16 protein-coding genes and 2 tRNA genes are annotated in these 25,127 nt (G+C 59.2%); 8 read left to right on the forward strand and 10 right to left on the reverse strand.

What is annotated here, in order from left to right; all coding sequences use genetic code 11:
• Positions 1–100: 100 nt before the first annotated feature.
• The 6 genes from ACVWZG_RS10355 to ACVWZG_RS10380 form a co-directional block, all read right to left on the reverse strand.
• Positions 101–1,264, reverse strand: a complete 1,164-nt coding sequence (locus tag ACVWZG_RS10355; protein WP_457406611.1) for a pyridoxal-phosphate-dependent aminotransferase family protein — start codon at positions 1,262–1,264, stop codon at positions 101–103.
• Between the two features lie 34 nt (positions 1,265–1,298).
• A tRNA-Cys gene (locus ACVWZG_RS10360) sits at positions 1,299–1,370 on the reverse strand.
• Between the two features lie 82 nt (positions 1,371–1,452).
• Entirely contained in the window at positions 1,453–2,634 is a 1,182-nt protein-coding gene (locus ACVWZG_RS10365) for a CO2 hydration protein (protein WP_457406608.1), read from the reverse strand.
• A 76-nt stretch (positions 2,635–2,710) separates the two neighbouring features.
• A complete protein-coding gene (locus ACVWZG_RS10370) occupies positions 2,711–4,219 on the reverse strand; it encodes an NADH-quinone oxidoreductase subunit M (protein WP_457406605.1) in 1,509 nt (502 codons plus the stop codon).
• A 12-nt stretch (positions 4,220–4,231) separates the two neighbouring features.
• Complete coding sequence (locus ACVWZG_RS10375) at positions 4,232–6,085, reverse strand: NAD(P)H-quinone oxidoreductase subunit F (RefSeq protein WP_457406603.1); 1,854 nt, start codon at positions 6,083–6,085, stop codon at positions 4,232–4,234.
• 115 nt (positions 6,086–6,200) lie between these two features.
• A complete protein-coding gene (locus ACVWZG_RS10380; protein WP_457406675.1) occupies positions 6,201–7,448 on the reverse strand; it encodes a lipid-A-disaccharide synthase-related protein in 1,248 nt (415 codons plus the stop codon).
• Positions 7,449–7,519: 71 nt separating this feature from the next.
• On the opposite strand from ACVWZG_RS10380, the gene ACVWZG_RS10385 reads away from it, so the two are divergent.
• From ACVWZG_RS10385 to ACVWZG_RS10395, 3 genes are all read left to right on the forward strand, one after another.
• Entirely contained in the window at positions 7,520–7,855 is a 336-nt protein-coding gene (locus ACVWZG_RS10385) for a hypothetical protein (RefSeq protein ID WP_011433411.1), read from the forward strand.
• 109 nt (positions 7,856–7,964) lie between these two features.
• Positions 7,965–9,011, forward strand: a complete 1,047-nt coding sequence (locus ACVWZG_RS10390; RefSeq protein WP_414357668.1) for a thiamine phosphate synthase — start codon at positions 7,965–7,967, stop codon at positions 9,009–9,011.
• 219 nt (positions 9,012–9,230) lie between these two features.
• Positions 9,231–10,754 (forward strand): AAA family ATPase, encoded by a 1,524-nt coding sequence (locus ACVWZG_RS10395; RefSeq protein ID WP_414373801.1) that lies wholly within the window; start codon positions 9,231–9,233, stop codon positions 10,752–10,754.
• A 518-nt stretch (positions 10,755–11,272) separates the two neighbouring features.
• Here ACVWZG_RS10395 and ACVWZG_RS10400 read toward each other — a convergent pair.
• The 4 genes from ACVWZG_RS10400 to ACVWZG_RS10415 all read right to left on the reverse strand — a co-directional run bounded on the left by ACVWZG_RS10400 (position 11,273) and on the right by ACVWZG_RS10415 (position 16,669).
• Positions 11,273–11,725 carry a J domain-containing protein gene (locus ACVWZG_RS10400; RefSeq protein WP_457406599.1) on the reverse strand — a complete coding sequence of 151 codons (453 nt, stop codon included), beginning with the start codon at positions 11,723–11,725 and terminating at the stop codon, positions 11,273–11,275.
• A gap of 202 nt (positions 11,726–11,927) precedes the next feature.
• Positions 11,928–13,460: a leucyl aminopeptidase gene (locus ACVWZG_RS10405; protein WP_414356823.1), complete on the reverse strand. Its 1,533-nt coding sequence runs from the start codon at positions 13,458–13,460 to the stop codon at positions 11,928–11,930.
• A gap of 81 nt (positions 13,461–13,541) precedes the next feature.
• Positions 13,542–14,867: an FIST signal transduction protein gene (locus tag ACVWZG_RS10410; RefSeq protein WP_457406598.1), complete on the reverse strand. Its 1,326-nt coding sequence runs from the start codon at positions 14,865–14,867 to the stop codon at positions 13,542–13,544.
• 92 nt (positions 14,868–14,959) lie between these two features.
• Positions 14,960–16,669 carry a LysM peptidoglycan-binding domain-containing protein gene (locus ACVWZG_RS10415; protein WP_457406597.1) on the reverse strand — a complete coding sequence of 570 codons (1,710 nt, stop codon included), beginning with the start codon at positions 16,667–16,669 and terminating at the stop codon, positions 14,960–14,962.
• Positions 16,670–17,009: 340 nt separating this feature from the next.
• Between ACVWZG_RS10415 and cysS the strand changes: the two genes are divergently transcribed.
• The 5 genes from cysS (at position 17,010) to ACVWZG_RS10440 (ending at position 25,110) form a co-directional block, all read left to right on the forward strand.
• A complete protein-coding gene (cysS, locus tag ACVWZG_RS10420) occupies positions 17,010–18,593 on the forward strand; it encodes a cysteine--tRNA ligase (RefSeq protein ID WP_457406594.1) in 1,584 nt (527 codons plus the stop codon).
• Between the two features lie 152 nt (positions 18,594–18,745).
• Positions 18,746–21,409 carry a TIGR03960 family B12-binding radical SAM protein gene (locus ACVWZG_RS10425; RefSeq protein WP_457406593.1) on the forward strand — a complete coding sequence of 888 codons (2,664 nt, stop codon included), beginning with the start codon at positions 18,746–18,748 and terminating at the stop codon, positions 21,407–21,409.
• Positions 21,410–22,175: 766 nt separating this feature from the next.
• On the forward strand, positions 22,176–24,347 hold the full coding sequence (locus tag ACVWZG_RS10430) for an Rne/Rng family ribonuclease (RefSeq protein WP_457406590.1): 2,172 nt from the start codon (positions 22,176–22,178) through the stop codon (positions 24,345–24,347).
• A gap of 35 nt (positions 24,348–24,382) precedes the next feature.
• Positions 24,383–25,024, forward strand: a complete 642-nt coding sequence (locus ACVWZG_RS10435; RefSeq protein WP_457406588.1) for a ribonuclease HII — start codon at positions 24,383–24,385, stop codon at positions 25,022–25,024.
• Positions 25,025–25,036: 12 nt separating this feature from the next.
• Positions 25,037–25,110, forward strand: a tRNA-Arg gene (locus tag ACVWZG_RS10440).
• The last annotated feature ends 17 nt before the right edge of the window (positions 25,111–25,127 follow it).

Below are 25,127 nucleotides of genomic sequence, written 5' to 3' on the forward strand. Positions count from 1 at the left end.
GGCTCATAAGTTCATTGTACTTCATCAAAGCGCATTCCTCCCGGCACTGACCCTACGGGTACAGTGCGGGGCTCCTGCGATTTCTAGCTGAGCTGGGGGCTCAGAAGCCGTGGGCCAATACTTCCTCGGCGGCGCGAGTTCCCGCCCCTGGGGTGAAGTCGCTGTAGCCCACGGTGTGTAAAGCTGACTCCAGAGCAGCCAAGGTCATCAGCACATCGCGGTCGCTGATAAAGCCCAAATGGCCAATGCGGAAGATTTTGCCCTTGAGGTGGTCTTGTCCAGCGGCAAGGGCGATGTCGAAGTGTTTCTTCAAGGTGCTGCGGATGGTGTCAGCGTTGATCCCTTCGGGAGCGAGTACAGCTGTTACCGAAGGACTGGCCGCTGACTCTGGATCAACCAAGAGCTTTAGCCCCAGAGCCTTGACGCCAGCACGGGTGGCCTGGGCCAGCTTGGCATGACGCCGGTAGATGGCCTCCAAACCCTCTGCCCGCATCATCTGTAACGTCGTTCGCAGGGCATAAAACAGGTTCACCGCCGGGGTAAAGGGAGTGGTGCCTTGGCGCAGGGCCTTTTGCGCCAGCTTAAAGCTCCAGTAGTACTTGGGAAAGGTCGAACGTTGTGAAGCGGCCATGGCCCGTTGGCTCACGGCCACAAATCCCAAGCCCGGTGGGATCATATAGCCCTTCTGGGATCCCGAGGCCACCACATCCAAGCCCCATTCGTCCATTAACACCGGCATTGCCCCCACGCTGGTGACCCCATCCACCAGGACGAGGGCTTCCCCGTGCTCGCGAGCAGCAGCAGCAATGGCTTGCACATCGTTGGCTACGCCGCTGGAAGTCTCCGAGTGGGTGAGGATGACGGCTTTGATGGTTTTTTCCCGGTCGGCAGCCAGCTTTTCTTGAAAGATCTCGACGGGGTAAGGGATCCCCCAGGGGGTTTCCACCCGCTCACACTGAAGGCCAAACTGCTCGGACATTTCCGCCCAGCGCTCCCCAAACTTGCCGTTCACCCCCACCAAAACCCGATCCCCAGGGCTGAGGGTGTTGAGGATCCCGGCTTCCATAGCGCCGGTGCCACTGGCGGAAAAGACAAACACATCGGAGGTGGTTTGGTGCAGCCAGCGCAACCCATCGGTGACCTCTTCCAAAATGGCGGTGAACTCTTTGCTGCGGTGCTCGATGGGCCCTCGTGCCATCGCCAGCAGCGCACTCTCGGGAACGGGAGTGGGGCCGGGGATCATCAATATCAGCTTGTCTTTCATGCTTGCCCTGCTTGGGATGCAAGTAAGGTTTAAAAGGTGGCGGCCAGATTCGAACTGGCGCATAGAGGTTTTGCAGACCTCTGCCTTACCACTTGGCTACGCCACCCCATTGCTCAACTGGGCGCAGATATTGTATCCGAAAAGGGGATCCCCCTTCCAGTAACCAAAAGTAGCAGTTCCCAGCTCAGCTAGGCCTCAACCCTTTCTTCCTGCACCTTTAACAGACGGGATCCCAGCAGGCGCTGCAGCCAAGGAGCCAGAAACTTGCGGTTGGCCAACTGCTGCTGGGGATCCTGAGTTTCCAGAGGGAAGGGGGCAAGAGCCCGCAGGGCGGCAGTGGTAACACAGAACATGGCCTTTTGGAAGCTAAGGCAGATTTTCACCCGCAGGTCATCATCCCCGCGAGGCTGGCGGCGGTAGTGCTCTCGCAAGTAGGGGGGCAGGTGGCGCATCATATCCTGCATCAACAGGGTAGGCGGGATCCCAGCGCTGCCTACCGGCAGCGGATCGGCGTAGAGGGCGCCGTAGGCAAAGTCAGCCTGCTCTTGCGGAATCTGACCGGCCTGGGCGTTGTAGGAAACCGTGCCCATAAAGGGAAAGGAGCGGAAAAACACCGCCTCCACATAGGGGATAGCCGTATCTGATAGGAAAGTCAGACCCGCCGAGAGAGGGATGATCTCGTAGCGGCGGCCCCAGATGCAGGGAGCGTAGGTGATAGGCTTGTCGGCAGCTGCCACCAACCCCTGCTGGATGTGAGCCACCACGTCGGGAATGGTGAGGTGGGGTTCTGTCTCAGAGCGCTTGGCCAGCGCCAGGAAAATATCGCTCATCACCCGCCAAAACTGGCCCAAGCCGCTGTACATAGCCAGCATGCGCACCTGTTCTAGAGCAAAGTCGGGAAACAAGATCCCCAAGCCCTGCAAGAAGGGGTTAAAGCGGATTTTGGCCCGGATGGCTCTCTTGGCCCGCTCGACAAATTCAGGGGTATCCAGGTAGCGGTCTAGCCCCCCTCCCCCATGCCAGAGCATGGCCTTCATGCAGTATTCAGCAAACTCGTAGTTGATGCGGTCATGCCACAGGTAGCGCAGCCATTTGCCCAGGGTAATCTCGCCGTTGAAATACTTAAACGCCGGGAAGAGCTCCAAAAATTGGTGGTCGGCAATGAAGATCAAGTTGCGAGAATAGGCGTCCAGAACCTCTCCGTAGCTGTGCAGGATCCCGATCACCTCCAGGCGATGGATCTGCGCATCCGGCAAGAGGGCTCCCCCTGCCTCTAGACGCTGGACAATAGGAGCCAGTTGCAGTTGCTCCAGAGGAGATAAGCCGGCCAGAAAGAAGCAGGAAGGAGCAGGAGCAAGAGTGGCAGTCATGGGAGCAAAAGAAACTCCGTCGATCTCATCAAATCATCAAAAGTCTCATCAAATCATCAAAAGTCTCATCAAATCATCAAAAGGAAGACAACCCAAACTGAAAGGCAGTGACCAGTCCTGCAACACCAGCTAGGTTAGCCTTGGCCAAGGCCAAGGTGGTGGACTCCACCCAGCGGGTTGCCCAGCTAGGCTGCAGGCCCAGTAACACCACCAGCGTTGCCAAAACAACAGCAGGCAGGCGCTCTTCAGTGGCGTGGCGTTGCATGGCTATGGCCACTTGCGAGAGGCGCCCAAAAAAGACACGGTTCACCATCAGCAGAAAATAGGCCGCCGTCAATCCCGTCCCCACCATGCACAGGAGCGTTTGCAGGGGAAAGACGGCAAAGCTGCCCCGAAAGAGGGTGAACTCAGCTATAAAGCCCACCATGCCCGGTGTGCCGCCACTGGCCATCACCCCTAGCACCATCAAGCTGCCAATAAGCGGTAAGCCCCGCTCCGGGTTGAGCAATCCCCGCAGCAGCTTGAGATCCCGTGTGCCGGTGTTGGCATAGACGGCTCCCACCAGAAGAAACAGCAGCGAGGAGATGAGGCCATGGCTGACCATCTGAAAGATGGATCCCACCAGGGAGAGGGGAGTGGCTGCTGCTACAGCCAAGAGGATGTAGCCCATGTGGGCAATGGAGCTGTAGGCCACCAGCTTTTTCATATCCTGCTGCACCAAGGCGTTCAGGGATCCATAGAGCACGTTAACCACCGCCCAACCGGCCAGCCAGGGCCCTGCCTGCTGCCAAGCATCCGGTAAGAGCTGCAGGCCAAAGCGCACCAGGCCGTAGGTGCCCAACTTCAAAAGCAAACCCGCCAGCAACACGGAAATGGGGGTGGAAGCCTCCACATGGGCATCCGGCAACCAGGTGTGGAAGGGCACCAAGGGGATCTTGATGGCCAGCCCCAGCAGAATGGGAATAAGCAACAGGGTTTGTTGCACCAGGGGCAAGGGGTGAGCCTGCAGGACGGTATAGGTAAAGCTGTGGGCATCGCTCAGCCAACTGAGGCCGAAAAAGCCTACCAACAGCAGGATCCCTGACAGAGCTGTGTAAATCAAGAACTTGGTGGCTGCATAGGTGCGGCGCGGCCCTCCCCAGATGGCGATGAGCAAATACAGGGGGATCAGCTCGACTTCGTAGAACAGGAAAAACAGCAGCAAATTCCGAGCCAAAAAAGCTCCGGCCACCGCTGCCGCCAGCATGAGCACCAAGCTGTAGTAGAGGCGGGGCCGCTCCACCTGGCCGCTGGCCCAAATGGCCATCAGCACCAGTAGCCCGGTCATCACCACCAAAGGCAGAGAGATCCCATCCACTCCCACCTCATAAACCAAGCCCAACTGGGGGATCCAGGCCATCTTTTCCGCCAATTGCAGGGATCCAAGGTGGGGGTCAAAGATCAGCAACAGCCCCGCGCTCAGGCCAAACAAAACCCACCCAAACCCCAAGGCCAAAGCCCGGTGCAAGCCCTTCCCCGCCTGCTCGGGAATCAACCCAATCAAGATGCTCCCCAACAACGGGATCCCAATCAAAAGGCTCAACATGGCTCTCTCCCATCAATAGGCCAACCCCAAATGGGGCGAACGCAGTAGCCAAGCTGTAACCAACACCATCCCGATGACAATCACCAGCACATAGAGTTGCATCCGCCCCGACAGGGTGTACTTGAGGGCTTCGCCGCTGAAGAAAAAGGCCAGGCTCACCCCGTTCACCAAGCCGTCCACTCCGTTGCGATCCAGCCACTCCAATCCGCGGGAGAGGGCGCTGACCGGTTGCACCACCAGGGCTTGGTAGAGGTGCCCCGTGTAAAAGTCGTGGGCCAGCAGATCCTGCAACTCCGGCCAGGGCAGATATACCCTCCGTTGGTCCCCCCAGTACAGCCAGCCGCCAATGGCTGCCCCCACCAGCCCAGCAGCCGTCAGCAGAGCCGCCATCCACCTCAGCTGCGGGTTCCAGTCGGGATAGAGCCCCCAGCGCCCCAACAGCCAGGGCATGAGCAAGGTTTGCACCGTCAGGATGCCCATGGGCAGAGCCATCAACCAGCCCACCTCAGGGGCCCGGCGGGTTTTGGGTTGCGGGGATCCCAAAAAGACCAGGCCAAACACCCGCGCCAGGTTGAGAGCCGTCAGCCCATTCACCAGCAGCAGCACCCCCACCAGGGCCGGCTGCACCCCGCTGTAGACCAGCGCCAGGCGGGTCAGCGTCCAAAAGCACCCTAGGGGCAGCAGAGCCACCATCCCCAGGGATCCCACGGCAAAAGCGGCCACCGTGGCCGGCATGCGGCTGCGCAGGCCCCCCAGCTCTGTCAAATCTTGGGTAGAGGTGGTGTAGATGAGGGATCCCACCCCCATAAACAGCAGCGCCTTAGCCAAGCCGTGCATGAGCAGCAGCTCCAGGGCCAAATCCGGCTGCTGCATCCCCACTGCCATAAACACCAACCCCAAGTAGGCGCTGGTGGAATAGGAAAAGGTGCGCTTGAGGTCAATTTGCGCCAAGGCCACCAGGGATCCGCCCAGGGCTGTGATCGTGCCGATGACCACCAAGACCCCATCTGTAACTGGCGATAGGGCCAAGAGCGGCTGCAGCTTAATCAGCACAAAAGCCCCGCAGGCCACCACTGCCGAATTGCGCAAAATCGAAGCCGGGTTGGGCGCTTCCATCGCCTCATCCAGCCACAGGTGCAGCGGAAACTGGGCGCATTTCCCCAAAGGCCCTGCAATCAAAGCCAACCCCATCAAAGCCGCCCAAGCCGGATCCAAGCTAGTCGTAGCCGCCCAGTCCCGCAGGCCGGAAAAGGTCAAGGCCCCAGAAAAGTTGGAAATTGCCACCACCCCCATCAGCAGCAACAGATCCCCTACCCGCTTGGTTAAAAACGCATCCCGCGCCGCCGTCACCACCAGAGGCTGGGCGTACCAAAAGCCCACCAGCAAATAGGTGGAAAGGGTGAGCATCTCCAGCAGGGCATAGCTGAAAAACAGCGAGTCGCTGAGGGCGATCCCTGTCATTCCCCCCTCGAAAAAGCCCATTAGAGCGGCAAAGCGACCCAGGCCCCAGTCCCTATCCAAATACCCCAGCGCATAGATCTGGGCCAGCAAGCTCAAACCGCTGATCCAGACGACGGCCCCCATTGTCAGGGGCGAGATCTCCAAAGACAGGGTCAAATCCAGATCGGCCACCCGAAACCAGAGGTAGTTCAAGATCTGGGGATCCCGACCCCAAACCTGCCGCAACAGCCAAAGGCCATGGGCAAAGGCGGCAAAAGTCAGAAGGATGTTGAGGTAAGCTGCCGGGCGCGGGCCACTGCCCTTGACCCACCCCGTTGCCCAGGGAATGGCCAAAGCTGTTCCCGCCCACCCATAGCAAGGGATCCACCAACTGCTCTCTAACCCCAAAAGAAGGTTCAAGGCCATCAAATACTTAAAAACGGAAAACTAAACTTAACAGCAATATAAACTTAACAGCAATAAGTCGGGCCTTTTAACGACCTGCTCCCCATTTCACAATATATTTCACAATGTGTCTGGCTCACAATGTGTCTGGCTCGAACGGTTCCAAAACCGGGCCGGATGGCTTGAGCCAATCTCGAAGTTGAGCGGCAATGCGCCGGGCGGCCCCTGGGGGTCCCATGCGGCGGCGTCCATGGGCCCGCAACTCAGCCGCGTAGTTGGGATCGGCGGCCAGGCGTTCCAGAATCCGGCCAACCACGGCGGGAGCCTGCTCCACTGAGGTCAGGTGGACGGCGGATCCCAAAAGACGGGTCTGCGCTTCAGCAAAGCGCGGGGTAAACTGGGGCCCTTCTCCCGGCAGGGTTACCACCGGTTTTCCCAAGCCTACACATTGCTCGGTAGCCGTTCCCGCCATGGCCAGCACCACTGTTGCTCGTTGGGCACAGGCCCCGAAGTCCCCCCAAACCAGAAGCACATCGCTGCGCTGAGATGGGATCCAAGCCTGAAGCGGGTCTCGCTCCAGGTTGGGGCTGAGGGCAGCATAGACTTGCAGCTCCTTTGGGAGCCGCTCCACCACCTGCATCATCAGAGCCCAGTTGCGATAGGCTTCCGGCGGACGGGATCCGGGCAAGAGCAGCAAGGCCGGTCGGTGGGGATCCAAAGGCAATGTCCCGCGTGGCTCTAGGCCATCCATCATCGGGTTGCCCAGGTAAAAGGCCCTTAGGCCCCGTTTTTGCAAAGCTGTAGTCGTCAGCTCATCCCGCAAAAAAGAACCCAGGCAGCGTCGGTGGGCCATCAGCCAGCGCTCCCAGGGCAGGTAATCGGAAATCGGCTGCCCAAAAGGGATCCAGGGGTGTCGGTAGGGACCCCCTTCATCCCGCCAGTAATAGTCCGACTTGGCCGTGCCCACAAAGGCGTAGGGGATCCCGCTCCACCATGCCATCAGCAAGGGCACAATATCCCCCACGGCCAGCACCAGGTTCCTCTGGGCTGCTGCCCGCCGAACCAACGCCAATTGCCGCCCCGTCAGCCCCAGCAAACCGGCCCGCAAATCCCGCCACAACTGCCGCCAATCCTGATAAATAAACCCCCCCGACGGCATCACCTGGGCAATGGGCAGCAGGGGGATCCCTTGGCGTTGGTAGGCTGTCCCTTCTCCCACAATCGGCAAGGCTTGCACCGGGATCCCCAGTTGGACTAGGGCAACAGCAAGGCGACTGCCCACCTCATCTTCCCCGTGTCCATTGCTCAGACACAGCACCTGCGGTGGATTCGTTGGATTCCATTGGGTTTCCACAGCTTGCCGTAGGCGCAATCTGGGCTGAATCAAGAGGGATCCCCCAGCTCACCAGAAATCTCCTCATAGAATAGAGCCAATCCGAGCAGGGAACCGGGGAGATGATCCGAAATGAGCGACAACGAGCCGAGCTGATTGCAGCGGTAGAAGCCCTTCAGCTGGAAGGCCCCTACTTTATAGAAGAGCGCCTCGCCCGCCATCGCGGCCCTTTCTTGCGGGCAGTGAAAGATGTGCCCGTAGGGGGAACTTGGTGGGAGATCCGCTACTTTCCCGCCTGCGAGCGCTATGCTTGGGCCTACTTGCCGGAAGGGGCCGGCCCACGGGCCTTCGCCTGGGGACACACGCCGCAGCAAGCCTTTCTTAACGCCTTATGGCATCACCCTCTTTCTCCTCAGGGCCAAGGACAGCCTCAGGGAAACCATTCCGATTTACAGTGAATTGACTACTCTCCACCCTACTGACTTGCTTCCGGCTAAGGGTAGGACGGGGCTTTAGGCGCATTTTTTTGGTAAAAATTAAGCAACTCTCTTCCCACGTATAGGGAACATGAAACCCCAGGCCGTCGCCCGTATTCTGGATGCCAACCTCGATCGAGCTCGTGAAGGACTACGGGTATTGGAAGAATGGTTTCGTTTCGGCCTGGAAGAGGGAGAGCTCTCTGCCGAATGCAAGGCCATGCGCCAAGCCCTAGCCCGCTGGCACAGCGATCCCCTGCGTTTGGCCCGCGATACCCCCGCCGATCCAGGCACCCAGATCTCCCACCCCCAAGAGGAGCAACGGCGGGATCTCCGCCACCTCTTGCAAGCCAATTGCAGCCGTGTGCAAGAAGCCCTGCGGGTGTTGGAAGAATACGGCAAGTTGGCCGAATCCCACCACTGGGTGGCCCCTGGCCTGGCCAAGCTGGCCAAAGACATGCGCTATCGGCTCTACGTCTTGGAAAGTGAACTGCTGGGCGGATCCCTGCGGCAGCGTCTCCTGGCAGCCCATCTTTATTTGGTGACCAGCCCTGTGCCCCACTGGCTAGAGGTGGTGGAAAAATCCCTGCGGGGCGGGGTGACCCTGGTGCAATATCGCCGCAAAAACCTCCCCGACGGCGAGATGCTGCGGGATCTCAAGCAGTTGCGGCAACTGTGCAACCGCTACCAGGCGCTGATGATCGTCAACGACCGCGTGGATTTGGCTCTGCTCAGCCAGGCAGATGGGGTACACCTGGGCCAGACGGATCTGCCGGTGGCTGAAGCCCGACAACTGCTGGGATCCCAGCGGCTCATTGGCCTGTCCACCACCAACGCCGAAGAGTTGGCCCAAGCCCTGAACAGCGACGTGGACTACATTGGCGTCGGCCCCGTTTACCCCACCCCCACCAAAGCGGAGAAACCCCCTGCCGGCCTGGAGTACGTGCGCCTGGCTGCCGAGAAAGCCCACCTGCCCTGGTTTGCCATCGGCGGCATCGATCCCCACAACCTGCCCGAGGTGCGTCGAGCTGGGGCCACCCGTGTAGCTGTGGTGCGGGCTTTGATGGAAGCTGCCGATCCCACCCAGACAGCCCGCACCATGCTGGCCGAACTGCAAGGGATCCCTGCCCTATCCTAAAGATCAACCGTGAAGCTCAACCGTGAGCATTTTGCTGCTTATTGGCTGTTCCAATCCAAATGGTTTCTGAACAAGTGAGAGGAAGATGAAGTAAGGATGTTCTAAACTCCAGAGGCGATGACAGAAGCCGCAAGAAAAACAAATCCAGACAGCAGGGATCCTGCCCTGGTCGAGATCCCGGCGGAGCTGCAAGCAGGGCTGGTGACAGAGCTGGATTTGATGATCCGGGCCCGCTACCCCCTGGTTTACTTGGTCTCTCCAGAAGAAGAGCCTGCCGATGCCGTGCTAACCCAAGTAGCCAGACGGACAGACCCACCGCGGCAATTGTTGTTCTGGGACTTGGTGCGGGGCTGGCAAGATACAGGCGAGGATCGGGGCTCCATCATGGCAGCTCTGGGGCGGGTGTGGCGCTCTGCCCCCAACGAGGACACCCTGTTTGTGCTGCGGGATCTGCACTTTGTGTTGCGCAACGCCAGCAGCGACAAAAACGCTCCCATCATCCGGGAGCTGAAAAACCTCAGCCGCGAGCTCAAGCGCACCCGCAAGATGCTGATCCTGCTCAGCCACACCCTGGAAGTGCCCAGCGACCTGACGGAGGAGATCACCGTCGTCGATATTCCCCTGCCCAACAGCGAAGAGATCAGCCGCCTCATCCAGCTCTATGTGGCTCCAGATAAGCTCAAGCTTACCCCTCTAGCCCGCGAGCAACTGGTCAAAGCCTGTCAAGGGCTGAGCCGAGAACGTATTCGCCGCGTTTTGGCCCGCGCTTTGGCCGCCAAGCAGGAGGTCAATGAAGCCGATATCGACCTGGTGCTAGAGGAAAAAAAGCAGGCCATCCGCCAAACCGGCATCCTGGAGTTTTTCACCGCCCGCGAGACCCTCAAAAGCGTGGGGGGCCTAGATAATCTCAAGGCCTGGGTGCGGGTGCGCCAGGAAGCCTTTACCGAAGAGGCGCGGCGCTATGGCCTGCCCAACCCCAAAGGCGTGCTGCTGGTCGGGATCCAGGGCACCGGCAAATCCCTCTCCGCCAAGACCATCGCCAATGAGTGGCGGCTGCCCCTGCTGAGATTGGATGCCGGGCGGCTGTTTGCCGGCATCGTCGGCGAGTCGGAAAGCCGGGTGCGGCAGATGATCCAACTGGCAGAGGCGATGGCCCCCTGCGTGCTTTGGATCGACGAGATCGACAAAGCCTTTGGCAACATCACCAGCAGTGCCGATGGAGATTCTGGTACCAGCCGCCGGGTGTTTGGCAGCCTGATTACCTGGATGCAGGAGAAGACCAGCCCCGTTTTCATTGTGGCCACCGCCAACAACGTGCCTCTGCTGCCGCCGGAGCTTTTGCGCAAGGGCCGCTTTGACGAGATTTTCTTCTTGAACCTGCCCACCCAGGCTGAGCGCAAAGAGATCTTCCGGGTGCATTTGCAGCGGTTGCGCCCCAGCCGCCTGCGAGAATTTGACCTGGAAGCTTTGGCAGCCGCAGCTCAGGATTTCAGTGGTGCCGAGATCGAGCAAGCCATTGTAGATGCCATGTACAACGCCTTTGGGGGCAGTGGCAGCGGCGCCCGGCGGGACTTTACCCAAGAAGATATCCTGCAGGCCATCCGCGAAACCGTGCCTTTGGCCTCGATTGCCCGCGACCAAATCGAGAGTCTTAAGTGCTGGGCTGCTCAAGCGGGCGCGAGAACGGCCTCTCAAGATGCCCAGGTGCTGCAGGAGATGAAGCAGTGTTTTGCCTCTTCTTGAGATTCAGAATGGGTGAAATCCACCTCCCAGCCCAAATAAGGCGGCTAGTATGCCAATACCCACAGCAACTCCAGCCGCTATCTTCAAGTTTTCTTCTAGGCTTTTAGCATCTGCCTTTTCCTTCATTGCAGTTAGCAAAAATAGCTGATCCTCCCCACTCAGCCCACTTATAAAATGGGGATATAGATTCGATAGGGACAGCTTTAAAATGATCGATCCTACTTCTACAGTGAAGCTCAAGCTGGGAAAGCTTCGAGTTCCTATCTTTCTCTATCTGGGCTATTACTGATTTTGCCTCTTCCTGTAGCTTCTTAGCGCTCTCAACTTGCGACTTGCTATATCCTTTATCAAAAATGGCCATAAAAAGACTAATAACTGAGATTAAAAAGAGCACAAGCCCGATTGAGCTACTTAAGGCACCAATGAACAAGCTCAGGACTAAAAGCGAGAGGGCACCCAGTATAGTGTCACTTTTGGTGGCAAAGGTATGATCAATTTTAGCTTCCTCTTGTTTTATTTTATTTTATTCTGATAGAGATCAAGTTTCTCCTTAACTCAGACTTAACTTGCTCTACTCTTTGGTTATAGTTGGCCTCGATGTTTTTCTTACGACGTTCTATCTCTTCTGCAGCTTCCTTTATCTTGTCGAAGTCAAAGGGCCAAGGTTTGCCATCTTGGGTGCTGTAGCTGCGTTCCGCTTTCAAGTCTTGGCCATGCCCGCTCCCTTTCGTGGACGAAGTCTGGGAAAGTCTTTGGGAGTCATAGGCTTTTCGCTTCACAGGATCGCTCAGTATCGAGTACGCCTCCTGAATAGACTTAAACTTTTCCTCAATGTACTGCCGCGCTTTAACAGGCGTATCTGGGTGAAGTTTATCGGGATGGTATTCTTTGGCAAGCCGCCTATAGCTCTCTTTAATTTCTTCTAAAGTTGCATTGGGCTGTAATTCCAGCTCGCGGTAAAGGTCTTTCATGGGAGGATCCGGCGCAGGGGGCCTTGTGCCAGCTACTTTGATGCAGGGATCCTATTCCCTGAGGGGAAGCCTTGCAAAGTGCTACTCAATACCTAGACTCTTTTTTAAGCCTATTTTAGGGATCGGACAGCTCCAGCCAAGCAGCCCTTGGCTCCTCCCTCAGTAGATGCTTTTTCAAGGACCAACGTCCAGAAAGGCGGGGTTATGAGCAAGCTGCTGCGGCTTGCCGCGCCAAGACCCACTCCACCAGGGTGCGCACCCCATAACCGGTGGCCCCTTTGTTGTTGTAGCCTGCATCCTTCTCTGTCCAAACGGGGCCTGCTATATCCAGGTGGGCCCAAGGGGTTTTCTCCACAAACTGCTTCAGGAACAGGGCAGCGGTGATGGATCCCCCTGAGCGGGGACCAGTGTTTTTCATGTCGGCCACAATGGAGCTGAGACCCTCGAAGTAGCCTTCCTCCAGCGGCAGGCGCCAGATTTTTTCGCCGGAAAGATTGGCAGCCTGCTGTAGCTCCTGGGCCAGCGTCTCATCTGGGGTGAACAAGCCGGCAATTTCTTCCCCCAGAGCAATCACACAAGCACCGGTCAGGGTAGCCAGATCGAGGATGGCATCAACGCCCAGCTTTTCCGCAAACACCAGGGCATCTGCCAAGGTGAGGCGGCCTTCTGCATCGGTGTTGTTGACCTCAATGGTCTTCTGGTTAGAAGCGGTGAGGATATCCCCTGGGTGGATGGCATGGCCGCTGATCATGTTTTCCGTGGCAGCGACGATGAAGTGCAGCTCCACTTGCGGCTTGAGGGCGGCTAGGGCCCGTGCAGCTCCCAAAACTGCCGCTGCTCCCCCCATGTCGGTTTTCATCATGGCGATGCTGCGGGAGTCGGTTTTGATGTTCAGCCCACCGGAATCGAAGGTCAGCCCCTTGCCCACCAGGGCCAATTTGGTAACAGGATCCCCTTGTGGCGGCTTGTAGGTGAGGTGAATGAACTGGGGCGGCAGGTCAGAGGCTTTGGCCACACCCAAAAAAGCCCCCATCCCCAGAGCCTCGCATTCTTCCTGTCCCAAAATCTCCACCTCTAGGCCATATTCCTGGGCCAGTTGGCGGGCGGTATCGGCCAGGGCAAGAGGAGTCACAATGTTGGCGGGGGCAGCCACCAATTCCCGAGCCAAGATGGTTCCTGCGGCCATCTCAATGGCCCGCTGCAGCGCGACTTCGTAATCGGGGCGAGCCTGGGCCAACCCCGGCACCAAAAGGGTTACTTCCTGCACAGAAAAGCTGTTTTCCTCTTCCCCTTTGGCTGAAGATTTAAACCGATTGTCCCGGTGCGCCACCAGTAGGCAGGCTTCGGCCACCGCCTGAACCCCGCGCACCCGATCCAACCCCGTCTCCGGCAAAGACAGCATCACCTGCTTGGCTTTTAGGCTGTGAGCCTGGCGCAGGCCGTTGGCTGTGGCCCGTCGTAGGGCTTCTAGCGTTAGGGCGGCGGGATCCCCTAGCCCCACCAACACCAGTTTGCGGATCTCTCCTGTCAGGCGCAGGGCAACACTGCTATTCGGCTTCCCCTGAAACCCCTGCTCCTGAACGGTTTCCGCCACCAGCCCTGACCACGCCTTTTCATCCCAAGAGGCGATCTCAGGGGGCAGAGGAAAGCGGCCATTCCCGCCGGAAGCGGCAAAGCAATAAACCAGGGCACATTCCCCTTGAGTGAGTGGCGGCTCGCTGAGATGAAGCTGCATGAGAAATCCTTGACCAAGCTGTTGACATGGGATCCCCAGTCTATCCAATTTCGCCGGCTCTTAGGGCAAGGGATCCCCCCTCTAGTGGGCGGGCCGGAAGATCCCGAAGCAGGAAGTGTAGCCGTGTAAAAAGGTGGATCCCCCAACGGGGCCGATCTCACCATTGCAAAAGAACCCCCCCAAGGGCAGCTCTCCAAGCAATTCCCGAAACCGTTGCGAGTCAAAATCGGGAGTGCCGTACAGGCCCTTGCCTCGCCCCAAACAGGAGAACATCAACGCCCCACAAGGCTCCGGCCTCGGTTGAGAGGGGCTTTGCCTCAAGTTGCGCTCGGCACAATAGCGGCTGAGGGCCCAACGCAGATCTTCTGCCGAAGTCTGGGCATCCCGCAGATGAAATTGCACCGTCTGGCCAGGGCGCACCTGATCCCCGATGGCCAGCGCCCCCACGCGCGGATCAACGCCCAAGATTACGCGAATGAGGAAATCTCCCGGCGTCGGCTCCGACTTGAACTCATCCATCAGCAGGCCGATGAAGAGAGAGTGGCGGGCCAATCGCTGATCCACGGGACTGAGCCGCTCTGCCAAGTCCTGCAAAACCGCTAGAGGAGGGCGACCCTCCAAGCCAAGAATCACATTCCCCTCTGCTTCCGTCACCCGCAAGGGATCCCCAATGGGGCGACACCCTTGGGCCACCACTGCATCCAGCACCACATTGCCGTAGAGCGCCAACCCCACCGTCCCTTCTCGGTACAGCTCCCGCCGAGGTGTGGAGGTACGCGCATCCAGCAAAAATAGGGCGTTGCCTCGAGGGCCGCGGCCCCCACTGGCCAATCCCCCCACTTTGACGGATCCCGGATAGGCGAAATCCAACCCCTGCAGCAACTCTGAGATGCCAGAGGAAAATCCATCGGCCAAGAGCAGAAAATGAGGCTTGCTCTGCGGCGAAACCCCAACACAATCGACCCAGGCAGAAGGAGCCGCATCCAAGTCTGGCAATTGGTTCCCCCGCAGATGAAAAGGATGCAGCACCACCTCCGGCATGACCGCCAAAGACAAGGAGAGAGCCGGGCCATCCTCAATTTCATGCCCGCCACCCACAATGCCACCGCCGGAGCAGCCGATCAAAACGTCCACCTCCAGCAGCCCCGACAGCAATGGCAACACCCGGATGTATTCGCTGGCAAAGGCCGCCGACACAAACAAAACCCCCAGGTTGGGCCGCAGAGGCTGAGAGGGGACATACCCCGTCAGCAGCCCCGGCAACCCACCGGATCCCACCGTCTGCACCTGCCGACTCAGGACACTTTTCAGCTGGGCCGCCTGAAGCTTTGCCTTGGCTTCCTCCACCACCTGCCGCAGAGCCGCTTCTAGGGAAGGGAGCTGGGAGAGCGCGTTCACCCACTGCATCGGCGTGTTCCTACGGTCTGGAGTTTGCTGTCTTTAGGCTAGCAATTTATGGCCGGGCTGGCTGTTCTGCACGGTCTCTGTTCAAGACAGGATCAGGGCAGATAAGGCCGGGGATCCACAGGCGCGCCCCCGCCGGGGCGGACTTCAAAGTGCAGATGCGGCCCTGTGCTCCAGCCGGTGCTGCCGCGGCTCATGATTGTCTGCCCCTGCTGCACGTACTGGCCTGTGGAAACGTAAATCTGATGGCCGTGGGCATAGCGAGTAACAATTCCGTTGGGATGGCGAATGTCCACTCGATTGCCGTAGCCATCCCCAGCATTCCCCGCGAAGATCACCACTCCCTCCTGAACGGCTACAATGGGGGATCCCACGGGGCCAGGAATATCTACCCCTGCATGAAGGCGACCGCGACGGTAGCCAAAGCCAGAGGTGATTTGCCCGGGGACCGGCCAGATAAACCCACTGCTGCGGGCCTGAGGAGGAGCTGGAGGAGGCGCTGGCGGCGCTGGCCGAGCTTGTGGCTGGCTCTGAGCTCGTCGGGCAGGAGCAGGGGTGGGCTGCGTACCCGGCGCCGGAATCGTAAGGCGTTGGCCAATGCGCAGCCAGTGGGGATTGCGCAAGTTGTTGGCTTGAATAATGGATCGCTGAGTTACCCCATAGCGGGCGGCGATCCGTTCGATGGTGTCACCGGCTCCAACTGTGTGGGTCAGGGATCCACCGGCCAAGAGGGCCTGCCGTTCTTGTTCCATTTGCTGGGCCCGGCGTTGCTGCTCCGCCTGTAATCGAGCTTGGGCTTCGGCTTGGCGTTGGGCTTCCTCCTCTTGCTGGCGGCGCTCTTCCTCTTCGCGAGCTTTCTGGGCAGCGATCATCTCCTTCTGACGCTGGATCAACTCGCCCACATCGCCGGGGATGAGCAGGCGTTGGCCAATGCGCAGATATTCCGGGCGATCCAGAGGAGTCGCTTCGATAATCCGCTGCTGGGGAACTCGGTAGCGGTTGGCAATGTCCTCCAGTGTGTCTCCCTGCTTGACGGTGTAGATCAATCCCGGCTGGCTGGGGATGAGGAGAACTTGCCCCGGCTTCAGCTCAGTACTGGCCTGAATACCATTGGAGACGGTGATGGCAGCCGCGTCGAGCTGATACATCTGGGTCAGTTGCCAGAGGGTTTCCCCCGGCTGAATTTCATGCTCCAGAATGCCTCTGGGCCCTTCTCCTGTCGGGATTCGCCCTTCTGCGAAGGCTTGGCGCAGCTGCTCCTTTTTCCGCTCGTAGTTTTGCTGCAGAGCGCCAGATAGCGTATGCACAGAGGGTGGGATCGGCTCTACCGCCGGAGACAGGGGGCGATTCAACTGTCGCTGCTGTAGGGTAGCGACTCCGGCCAAGCCCAGCATCAGCAAAAGACCAGTGGCCCAAGCCGGATATCCCCGACGCGCAGGAGCAGAATCCCCAGCCTCTGGATGGGCTGTCTCAGGCTCGGTTGGGCACCTGGGGGTGGCCGGCAGCTGCTCTTCCCCAGCTTCTGCGCAGGGATCCGCCTCCAGCTTCAGAAGCCATACCAGGCCCGTTAAGCTGAGAGAGAGGGCCAAACCAACCCATCTTGGCTTCGACCGCCCAGAGAGAGGGGCTGGAGCCCACTCCAGAAGATAGGCTTCCTCGGCAGATGAATCCGCAGAAGTCCAGGACTGTTCTGAAGGGATCCCTGCCGAGCCCTTTGGGGGTGGGGGGGAAAGGGTGCTCACGGCAGCACCGCGGAAATCCAGCTCCCCGTTTTGGGGATTGGGGAAAGTGGGTTTTAAAGGCATCCTCACACCAACAGGCTGACACTAGAGTGCAAGAGAAGAAGATGTCAAAATGAGGGGCATAAGCCCCTTGGCACCGAGCACCCCAGGGGTGACTCAAGCCGGGGTGGAGCTCGCTAATGAACAGGCTGGCTCGCACTCAGGTTAGAGTACCGTAGTTAACAAATCTAGACAAGTCTTGGCAGGTAATTTCAGCCACAATGCTTGCCTCACAATGATTCCAGCCCTTGGCTCGTTGAGATTTTGTCGAGCCTCATCCGATTCAAGACAAAGTGCGCCATCGTCTTTTTTTGGAAGACAAAGCCTGTTTTGCTGTAGCTGAAACTACAAACTAGGGATACCCATGGATTTGGTTGTCTATAACACATTGACTCGCCGCAAGGAAGTGTTTCAGCCGCTGGCAGCAGGTGGATCTCAATCCGTTTCCGTCGGCAATTCCCAGGGATCTGCAGCTCCAGTTGCGGAGGAGAAGCCCCTGGTGCGGATGTATGTCTGTGGTGTAACGGTTTACGACCTCTGCCACCTCGGCCATGCGCGTACCTACGTGGTTTGGGACATGGTGCGTCGCTACTTGGAGTGGCGCGGCTACCGAGTGAAGTATGTGCAGAATTTTACCGATGTGGACGACAAGATCCTCAAGCGGGCGTTGGAACGTGGCGAATCCATGCAAGCGGTGGCGGAGCGCTTCATCGCCGAGTATTTCCGAGATATGGATTGCCTGAACATCAAGCGGGCCGATTTCTACCCGAGGGCAACGCAATCGCTGCAAGCCATGTTCCAGTTGATCCAATCTTTGGAGCTCAAAGGCTTTGCCTACCGGGTACGGGATCCGATTCGACACCAGACCGACCCGTCTTCCCTCCTGCAAGCGGGACACCAGCCAGAGACCCCCGCCTCTGTTCAGTACTCTGTTTACTACTCTGTCCGCAAGTTCCCGGATTACGGCCAGCTATCCGGTCGAAAACTGGAGGAGATGGAGGCGGGAGCCAGTGGCCGGGTAGGAGAAGAAGGAGCTGAGAAACAGGATCCCTTCGACTTTGCCCTTTGGAAAGCGGCCCCCCCTTCTGAGCCGGGGTTTGCCTCCCCTTGGGGTTGGGGGCGACCGGGCTGGCACATCGAATGTTCCGCCATGGTGCGGGAGACCCTGGGAGATCACATCGACATTCACGCCGGCGGGGCAGATTTGATTTTCCCCCACCACGAAAATGAGCTGGCCCAATCGGAGCCAATCACCGGCAAGCCGATGGCCAAGTACTGGATGCACAACGGTTTTCTCAACATCAACGGCGAGAAAATGTCCAAATCTTTGGGCAACTTCACCACCCTGCGACAGGCCCTCGCCGTCTATCACCCCATGGCCTTGCGGCTGTTTCTGTTGCAGACCCACTACCGTAGCCCCATAGATCTCACCGAGGCAGCCATGCAGGCGGCTAGCCGTGGCTGGGAAACCCTCCAGAAAGGGATCCACTGTGCCCAGCACTTCTGCAAAGAAGAAAAGGGATCCCCTGATGCTGAGGCCATGCAAGCCTTTCAAGCTGCTATGGACAATGATTTTGGCACCCCTGAAGCGCTGGCTATCGCCTTTGAATTGGCCAAAGAACTCACCCGCGAACACAACCTGTTCACCCATCAAGGCCAAACCCATCTGGAGCCCCAGGCCCTCAAACAAAAAAGCGCTGCCTTGCTGGAGATTTTGGCTACTTTGGGATTCTGTTGGCCCTCATTCTCTGAATTCGAGGGATCCAAAGAAGCAGCTACAAATGGGGAACTTAACTTTAAAAAAATCGAGGAGCTGATCGCGCAGCGCTCGGCAGCCCGCAAGGCCAAAAACTTTGCCGAAGCCGATCGCATTCGGGATCAGTTGAAAGCCTTCGGCATCACCCTCATCGATCAAAAAGATGGCACCACCCGTTGGCTGCGAGAATAGGGGTTGAGGAGCATTCCTCGGGCTCATTCAAAATGGATATGGCTGTAACCTAGGGGCTCAGAGGGGCAAAGTGCTTCTCCCTTCGTTTGGATTGCTGGAAAAGTTCGGCTAGAGTCAGATCAGTGACTGTGTCAACGTCTCGGCGGATCTCAATGCTTTCTCCAGCTACCGCGCAAACTGATCTGAGTCCCATCGATCTGGATTGCCTGCTCACCCCTGAGATTCAGCGGCCAGCCCGCTACTTGGGCAAAGAGTTTGGCGCCGTCCACCGTCCTTGGGATTCGGCACGGGTGCGTTGGGTGCTGAGCTATCCAGAGCTGTACGAGGTGGGAGCTTCCAACCTAGGCCACCTCATCCTTTACAACATCCTCAACGCTCAGCCGGATCAACTGTGTGACCGCACCTACTTGCCAGGCCCGGATCTGGCTGCCCGCCTGCGGCAGTTGGGGATCCCCCTCTTTGCCGTGGAGTCCCGCCGCCCTCTGCGCGCTTTCCATATCATTGGCTTCAGCCTGGCTTACGAGCTGGGGGGCACCAACATCCTGGAGATGCTGGACCTAGCCGGGATCCCGCTCAAGTGGTGGGAGCGGCAGCCCTTTACCCCGGAAGAGTGCCCTCTGATCTTTGCCGGTGGGCCAACCGCCACTTCCAACCCGGAGCCCTTTGCCGACTTTTTCGATTTCTTCGTCTTCGGAGATGGGGAAGAGGTGCTGCCGGAAATTGGCCAAGTGCTGGCCGGATCCCTGTCCAAGCCCCGCCGAGAGGTCTTGCTGGAGCTGGCCCAGGTGCCGGGGGTGTACGTGCCCCAGTTTTACGAGGGGATCCCACCGCGGCCCATCGTGCCTGGGGTGCCGGAGCGCATCCGCCGTCGGGTGGCCCTGCCTCAACCCCAATACTCCGTCGGCCTGGTGCCTTTGGTGGAAACCGTCCACGACCGCCTGGTGATGGAAGTGCGGCGGGGCTGCACACGGGGCTGCCGATTTTGCCAGCCGGGAATGCTTACCCGCCCAGCGCGGGATGTGGATCCGGAAGCAGTGGTGGAGGCTGTGGTGCAGGGCTTGCGGAGAACAGGTTACAACGAATTTTCCCTCTCTTCTCTCAGTTGCTCCGACTACCTTTCCCTGCCGGCGGTGGGAGCGGAGCTGCACAACCGTCTCCTCAGAGAACACATTGCCCTTTCCCTGCCCAGCCAGCGGGTGGATCGCTTTGATGAGCAAATTGCCGCCATCATGAAGGGATCCCGCCGCTCCGGCCTCACCTTTGCCCCCGAAGCTGGCACGCAACGGCTGCGGGACATCATCAACAAGGGCCTCACCGATGCCGACTTGATTCGCGGCATTCGCACCGCCGTCCAAGAGGGCTGGGACAAAATCAAGCTCTATTTCATGATTGGCCTGCCCGGCGAGACCGACGCCGATGTCCTGGGGATCGCCCGCACCGTCGAGAGGTTGCAGCGAGAATGCGCTGCGGTAGGCCGCAAGCGGGTGGAATTTACCCTCACCCTCTCCAACTTCACCCCCAAGCCCCACACCCCCTTCCAGTGGCACCGGGTAGACTATGCCGACGTGCAGCGGAAGCAGGCCCTGCTGCAGAAGGAGCTGCGCCGGCTACGGGGAGTCAAGGCCCACTTCACCGATATCCGCTTCAGCATCCTGGAAGACTTCATCGGCAAAGGGGATCGCTCCCTGGGACAGATGATCGAGCGGGCCTGGCGGGCTGGGGCCGGCATGGACGCCTGGTGGGAAAACATCGACACCGCCTATGCTGCCTGGGTGAGGGCCTACTGCGGCGAAGAGGTGGATCCTGCCGCCGATCCGGTCGCCCTCTGCGCCCGTCTCCCCATCCGCGAACTGGGCCTGGAGGATCCCTTGCCCTGGGATCACATCGATACCGGCATCGACAAAAAATGGCTGCAAAAAGACTACCGCCGCGCCCTGGAAGCCCTCACCGTGGAAGACTGCTCCTTCGAGGGCTGCTCCGCCTGCGGCATCTGCGGCCCCGGCTTCGGCCACAACATCGTCATTCCCCCTCCGCCCGTCCCGCCCCTGCAGAGCAAACCCACCCCCACCCCGGATCCCCTGGAGCCGGAGCCACCTGCCCAGCGTTTCCGCATCACCTACGGCAAAACCGGGGATCTGCGCTGGCTGGGCCACCTGGATCTCATGCGCCTGTGGGAACGGGCCTGTCGGCGAGCGGGGTTACCTCTGGCCTTCAGCGGCGGCTACCACCCCATGCCCCGCCTGGCCAACGCCAACGCTCTGCCCATTGGCCAGGAAGGCTATGGCGAAATCCTGGATCTGGAGCTGCTGGATCGGCCTGAAGGTCCTCTGACGCCTGAGAAACTGCGCGCCCTTCTGAGCGAACAGCTGCCCCCGGAGATCCCCATCCAAGCCGTCCAAGAAATTAGCCTTCGGGATCCCTCGGCCACCGCAGCCGTTTACGCCGCCGAATATCAGCTCACGGTGAGCTGCGAGTTGCCCAAAGCCGTTCACGGCAGCGGGACGGAGTCCTCTTGGCCTGCCTGGGTCACCCAGATCCTAGACGCGCAGGAAATCTGGATTGAAAAAACCTCCAAGTCTGGCAAGTCCTCTCCCTTCAATGCCCGCGCCCTGCTTTACTACCTAGAGTTTCAGGGCCTGACCCCCGAGGGCAGCGCTTGCCTCCTTTACCGGGGCAGTTGCCGCAACGACGGTGCCTACCTGCGGCCCACCCATCTGGTTCAAATGGCCGAGTCATTGGGGTTGCCCCACTGGACACTACAGACGGCAAAGCGGCTGCGCCTGTTGTGGGAGAACCCCCTAGCCGATCCAGATTGAGCACTTCCTCTGGGAGCAACCCAAGGGCTAAGGGTCTGTCTGGGCTGAGGGATCCCACAAGCGCTATAATGCTGCTATTGCTGGCTCCTGCCGCTGTGGGGCTCGCCAAGCATCAACTTGACCAAGGGCGGGGTGAGCAGCAGGCAAAAGCTGGGCCGGATTCTGGAATGGAGACACTCTTAACTCAGTACCCAGGGCAGGTAACAGGCGTGATGGGGTCGAGTCGATAGGTGCAACAGAAAAGTGTGCCTCTTCGACCTAGCCCAGATCTAACCAGAAAATTTTACCCTGAGAAGGTGCTTCTTTCCGCGCGCAAACCCTGTCTTGTTGTGGACTATCGCTACGCGACGCTTTCGCGAACAGGCTGGGCCGCACAACTGGGGTTCTGCAATGGGCCAGCGTTCGATCTCCCGAGGCGGAGCCGTCTTGCTCCCTGAGCCTATCGATTGAGCCCATCCATGAATCTCCATGCAAACCTCACCGAATCCATTCATCCCATCCGATGAGTTTTCCTTCCAATCAGCAGAAGCCCCCCGCTGTACCCACCAGAGCCAGCATTGGGTAGTTCACATGCACTTAAACTCACCTCACCCATTGGAGAGGAAACAAAGCCAAGCGTCAAAGCAGAGCTGAGGGTAATGGACAGCCCCATGATGAGTCAATCCTGGTCAAAGAAACTTAAGCGGATCCCAGCAAAAGGACAACACCTCGCCAGAATGAGGGTTCAACCCGTAACCGCGTGCCCTTGGGGCGGGGAGGGAAGTTAATGCCCAGGCAGATTGTCATTGCCGAGCAACATCGAGTGGCAGCCGTCTTCGCCGAAGATCAAGTGCAGGAGCTGATCGTCGCCAGCGGCGCTCACCAAGTGGGAGACGTTTACGTCGGAATCATCGAGAACGTTCTGCCCAGCATCGATGCCGCTTTCGTCAACATCGGCCCTGCAGAGCGCAATGGGTTTATCCACGTCAGCGACCTGGGCCCGCTGCGCCTCAAGCGAAGTCATGCCTCGATTTCTGAGCTGGTCTTGCCGCAGCAAAAGGTGCTGGTACAGGTGATGAAAGAGCCCACCGGCAACAAAGGGCCAAGGCTTACCGGAGATTTGGCCTTTCCAGGGCGGTACTTGGTGTTGCGACCCTACGGAAAAGGCGTTCATCTGTCCAGCCGCATCGAGGATCGAGAAGAACGCAACCGTTTGAAGTCGCTGGCCATTTTGATTAAACCCCCGCAGATGGGCCTGTTGGTGCGCACCGAAGCGGAAGGTGTGTCCGAAGAAGCGATGATCGACGACCTGGAGCAATTGAAGAAACTCTGGGAAGATATTCAACAGCAGTATCAGGCAGCACGGGGGCCGGGGCTACTCAACCGGGATGACGACTTTATTCAGCGGGTGCTGCGGGATGTTTACTCCGACGATGTGAACCGTATTGTGACCGACTCTGCGGCAGGAGCGAAGCGAGTCCGTAGCTATCTGCAGGGCTGGAACAAGGGCCAAATGCCCCCTGGTGTCGTTGTCGATGCCCACCGCGAGCCCACCCCCATTCTGGAGTATTTTCGGGTCAACGCGGTTATTCGGCAGGCGCTGCGGCCACGGGTGGATCTGCCCTCTGGCGGCTACATCATCATCGAGCCCACCGAGGCCCTGACGGTAATTGATGTTAACTCGGGCTCCTTCACCCAATCGGCCACTTCTCGGGAGACAGTGCTGTGGACAAACTGTGAGGCGGCTACCGAGATTGCCCGCCAATTGAGGCTGCGCAACATTGCCGGTGTGATTGTGGTGGACTTCATCGATATGGATTCCCGCCGCGACCAGTTGCTGGTTTTGGAGCATTTTAACAAGGCCCTCTCCAGCGACAAAGCTCGCCCACAGGTGGTCCAACTGTCGGAATTGGGGCTGGTGGAGCTCACCCGCAAACGGCAGGGGCAAAGCCTTTATGAGATCTTCGGCCATTCTTGCCCTACCTGTGAGGGGCTGGGGATCCTAGCCCGCTTGCCGGGGGCCGAGCCAGGGCATCTGTTAACAATAGAAAGCGGCCTGACGGTAACGCTACCCACCGAGGTGGAAGAAGGGGATGAGGAAGAGGCCGGCCCGATCCTGCCCCGCGATGGCAACTCCCAACGGGCGCGCCTGCGAGTGGGAAGCGATGGGCTGTCTCGAGGCGATAGCCGTGCGCTGCTGCGGCGGTCGCGCTCTGCCCCCGGACAACGACGCCCCAGCCCGGATCCCTTTACGACTTCAGACGATCTGGAGGAAGAGCCACGGGTTGAAACGGGACGCAAGCGTCCCCGTGAAGACTGGGGGGATCCCCGCACTGGCCAGCGCCTCGTTGCCCGGAGCCTGGATACTCCTGTAGAAGAGGAAGCCCCAGAGCCGATGCAACTGCCAGGGGGCGGAGCAGACCTAAAGCGTCAAGAGCCCCGCCGTTCTGGCCCTGGGGAAGAGGCAGAATCCGCCTCACGCAAAGATCACACTTCCCCAGCCCGCACCGTTCGCGCCAGCGGGACGGAGTCCTCAGAAGGCCGTCCGGCCCCGGTACGGCAAACGGTCACCGTGGAGATGACCCCGTTACAACAACGGGTCTACTCGGAGTTGGGGCTGTCGCCGCTGTTGCTGCTTGACCAGCCGCCGCCTTGGGGCCGAGACACGGCGGTTAGGGTGGTTCTGCCGGGAACTCTAGAGGCGGAAAGTCCGCCCAGGATGGAGACTGAGGCAACTTCTCAGACAGAGGAGTTTGCACCCGAACCGGATGCCTTGCAGGAGAAGGAGCCGCTGGATACCGTTTCTCCACCCGAACCCTCGGAACCCGAAATCCCTTCTGCTGAATCGTTCCCGTCAGCCGTGCAGAGCAGCTTGGCCGAGCCAGCGGCGGAACTGGGGATCAGCCCTGCCCAGCAATCTCCGGCAGCCTCCAGGCGACGGCGCTCCCGCAGCAGTTAGGCGCTGCTCTCAAGCCCAGGGGCAGGCATGGGAGTATGGTGGAGCGGGCAAGGCCGAGTTTGATCTGGGAGGGATCCCTTTGGCAGCAGGGGATCCTGCGGGTGGCGGGGGTGGATGAGGTGGGGCGGGGAGCCCTGGCTGGGCCGGTAGTGGCGGCGTCGGTAATTTTGCCGGCCCAGATGGATCCCAAAGAACTGGAGGGAGTGAGGGATTCCAAACAACTGCGTCCGCAGCAACGCGCTCAATGGGCGGAACGGATTCGGCAGGTGGCTTTGGCTGTGGGCGTTGGCAGTGCCTCTGCTGCTGAGATCGACCGGCTCAACATTCGCCAGGCCACGGTGCTAGCCATGCAGCGGGCTTTGGCCAAGTTGGATCCAATCGAACACATTTTGCTGGATGGATTGCCGCTGGCCGAGCTGGGATCCCGGCAAACGGCCCTGGTCAAGGGGGATCACATCAGCCTCTCCATTGCCGCTGCTTCAGTTGTGGCCAAAGTCTGGCGAGATGCCTTGATGCAGAGCTGGGATCGGCAGTACCCCGGCTACGGCTGGCGCACCAACGCTGGCTATGGCACGCGGGAGCACCGACTGGCGTTGCAGAACTTGGGGCCCACCCCGCAGCACCGCCGCAGCTTTGCCCCCTTGGCAGAACTGAAAGTCAGCAGATATGATGGTTAATGCAGTTGCATTGCCCACGTAGCTCAGTGGACTAGAGCACTGGGTTCCGGTCCCAGGTGTCGGAGGTTCGAATCCTTTCGTGGGCGTCTTCAGGCATATAAGT

The sequence above is a fragment of the Thermostichus sp. OS-CIW-33 genome (assembly GCF_054059615.1).

Coding starts and splice junctions, on each gene's coding strand:
- ACVWZG_RS10405 (WP_414356823.1), bottom strand. CDS start 13,460: ATGCAGCTTCATCTCAGCGAGCCGCCACTCACTCAAGGGGAATGTGCC.
- ACVWZG_RS10375 (WP_457406603.1), bottom strand. CDS start 6,085: ATGGCCTTGAACCTTCTTTTGGGGTTAGAGAGCAGTTGGTGGATCCCT.
- cysS (WP_457406594.1), top strand. CDS start 17,010: ATGGATTTGGTTGTCTATAACACATTGACTCGCCGCAAGGAAGTGTTT.
- ACVWZG_RS10430 (WP_457406590.1), top strand. CDS start 22,176: ATGCCCAGGCAGATTGTCATTGCCGAGCAACATCGAGTGGCAGCCGTC.
- ACVWZG_RS10385 (WP_011433411.1), top strand. CDS start 7,520: ATGATCCGAAATGAGCGACAACGAGCCGAGCTGATTGCAGCGGTAGAA.
- ACVWZG_RS10410 (WP_457406598.1), bottom strand. CDS start 14,867: ATGCAGTGGGTGAACGCGCTCTCCCAGCTCCCTTCCCTAGAAGCGGCT.
- ACVWZG_RS10390 (WP_414357668.1), top strand. CDS start 7,965: ATGAAACCCCAGGCCGTCGCCCGTATTCTGGATGCCAACCTCGATCGA.
- ACVWZG_RS10400 (WP_457406599.1), bottom strand. CDS start 11,725: ATGAAAGACCTTTACCGCGAGCTGGAATTACAGCCCAATGCAACTTTA.
- ACVWZG_RS10415 (WP_457406597.1), bottom strand. CDS start 16,669: ATGCCTTTAAAACCCACTTTCCCCAATCCCCAAAACGGGGAGCTGGAT.
- ACVWZG_RS10435 (WP_457406588.1), top strand. CDS start 24,383: ATGGTGGAGCGGGCAAGGCCGAGTTTGATCTGGGAGGGATCCCTTTGG.
- ACVWZG_RS10370 (WP_457406605.1), bottom strand. CDS start 4,219: ATGTTGAGCCTTTTGATTGGGATCCCGTTGTTGGGGAGCATCTTGATT.
- ACVWZG_RS10365 (WP_457406608.1), bottom strand. CDS start 2,634: ATGACTGCCACTCTTGCTCCTGCTCCTTCCTGCTTCTTTCTGGCCGGC.
- ACVWZG_RS10425 (WP_457406593.1), top strand. CDS start 18,746: ATGCTTTCTCCAGCTACCGCGCAAACTGATCTGAGTCCCATCGATCTG.
- ACVWZG_RS10355 (WP_457406611.1), bottom strand. CDS start 1,264: ATGAAAGACAAGCTGATATTGATGATCCCCGGCCCCACTCCCGTTCCC.
- ACVWZG_RS10395 (WP_414373801.1), top strand. CDS start 9,231: ATGATCCGGGCCCGCTACCCCCTGGTTTACTTGGTCTCTCCAGAAGAA.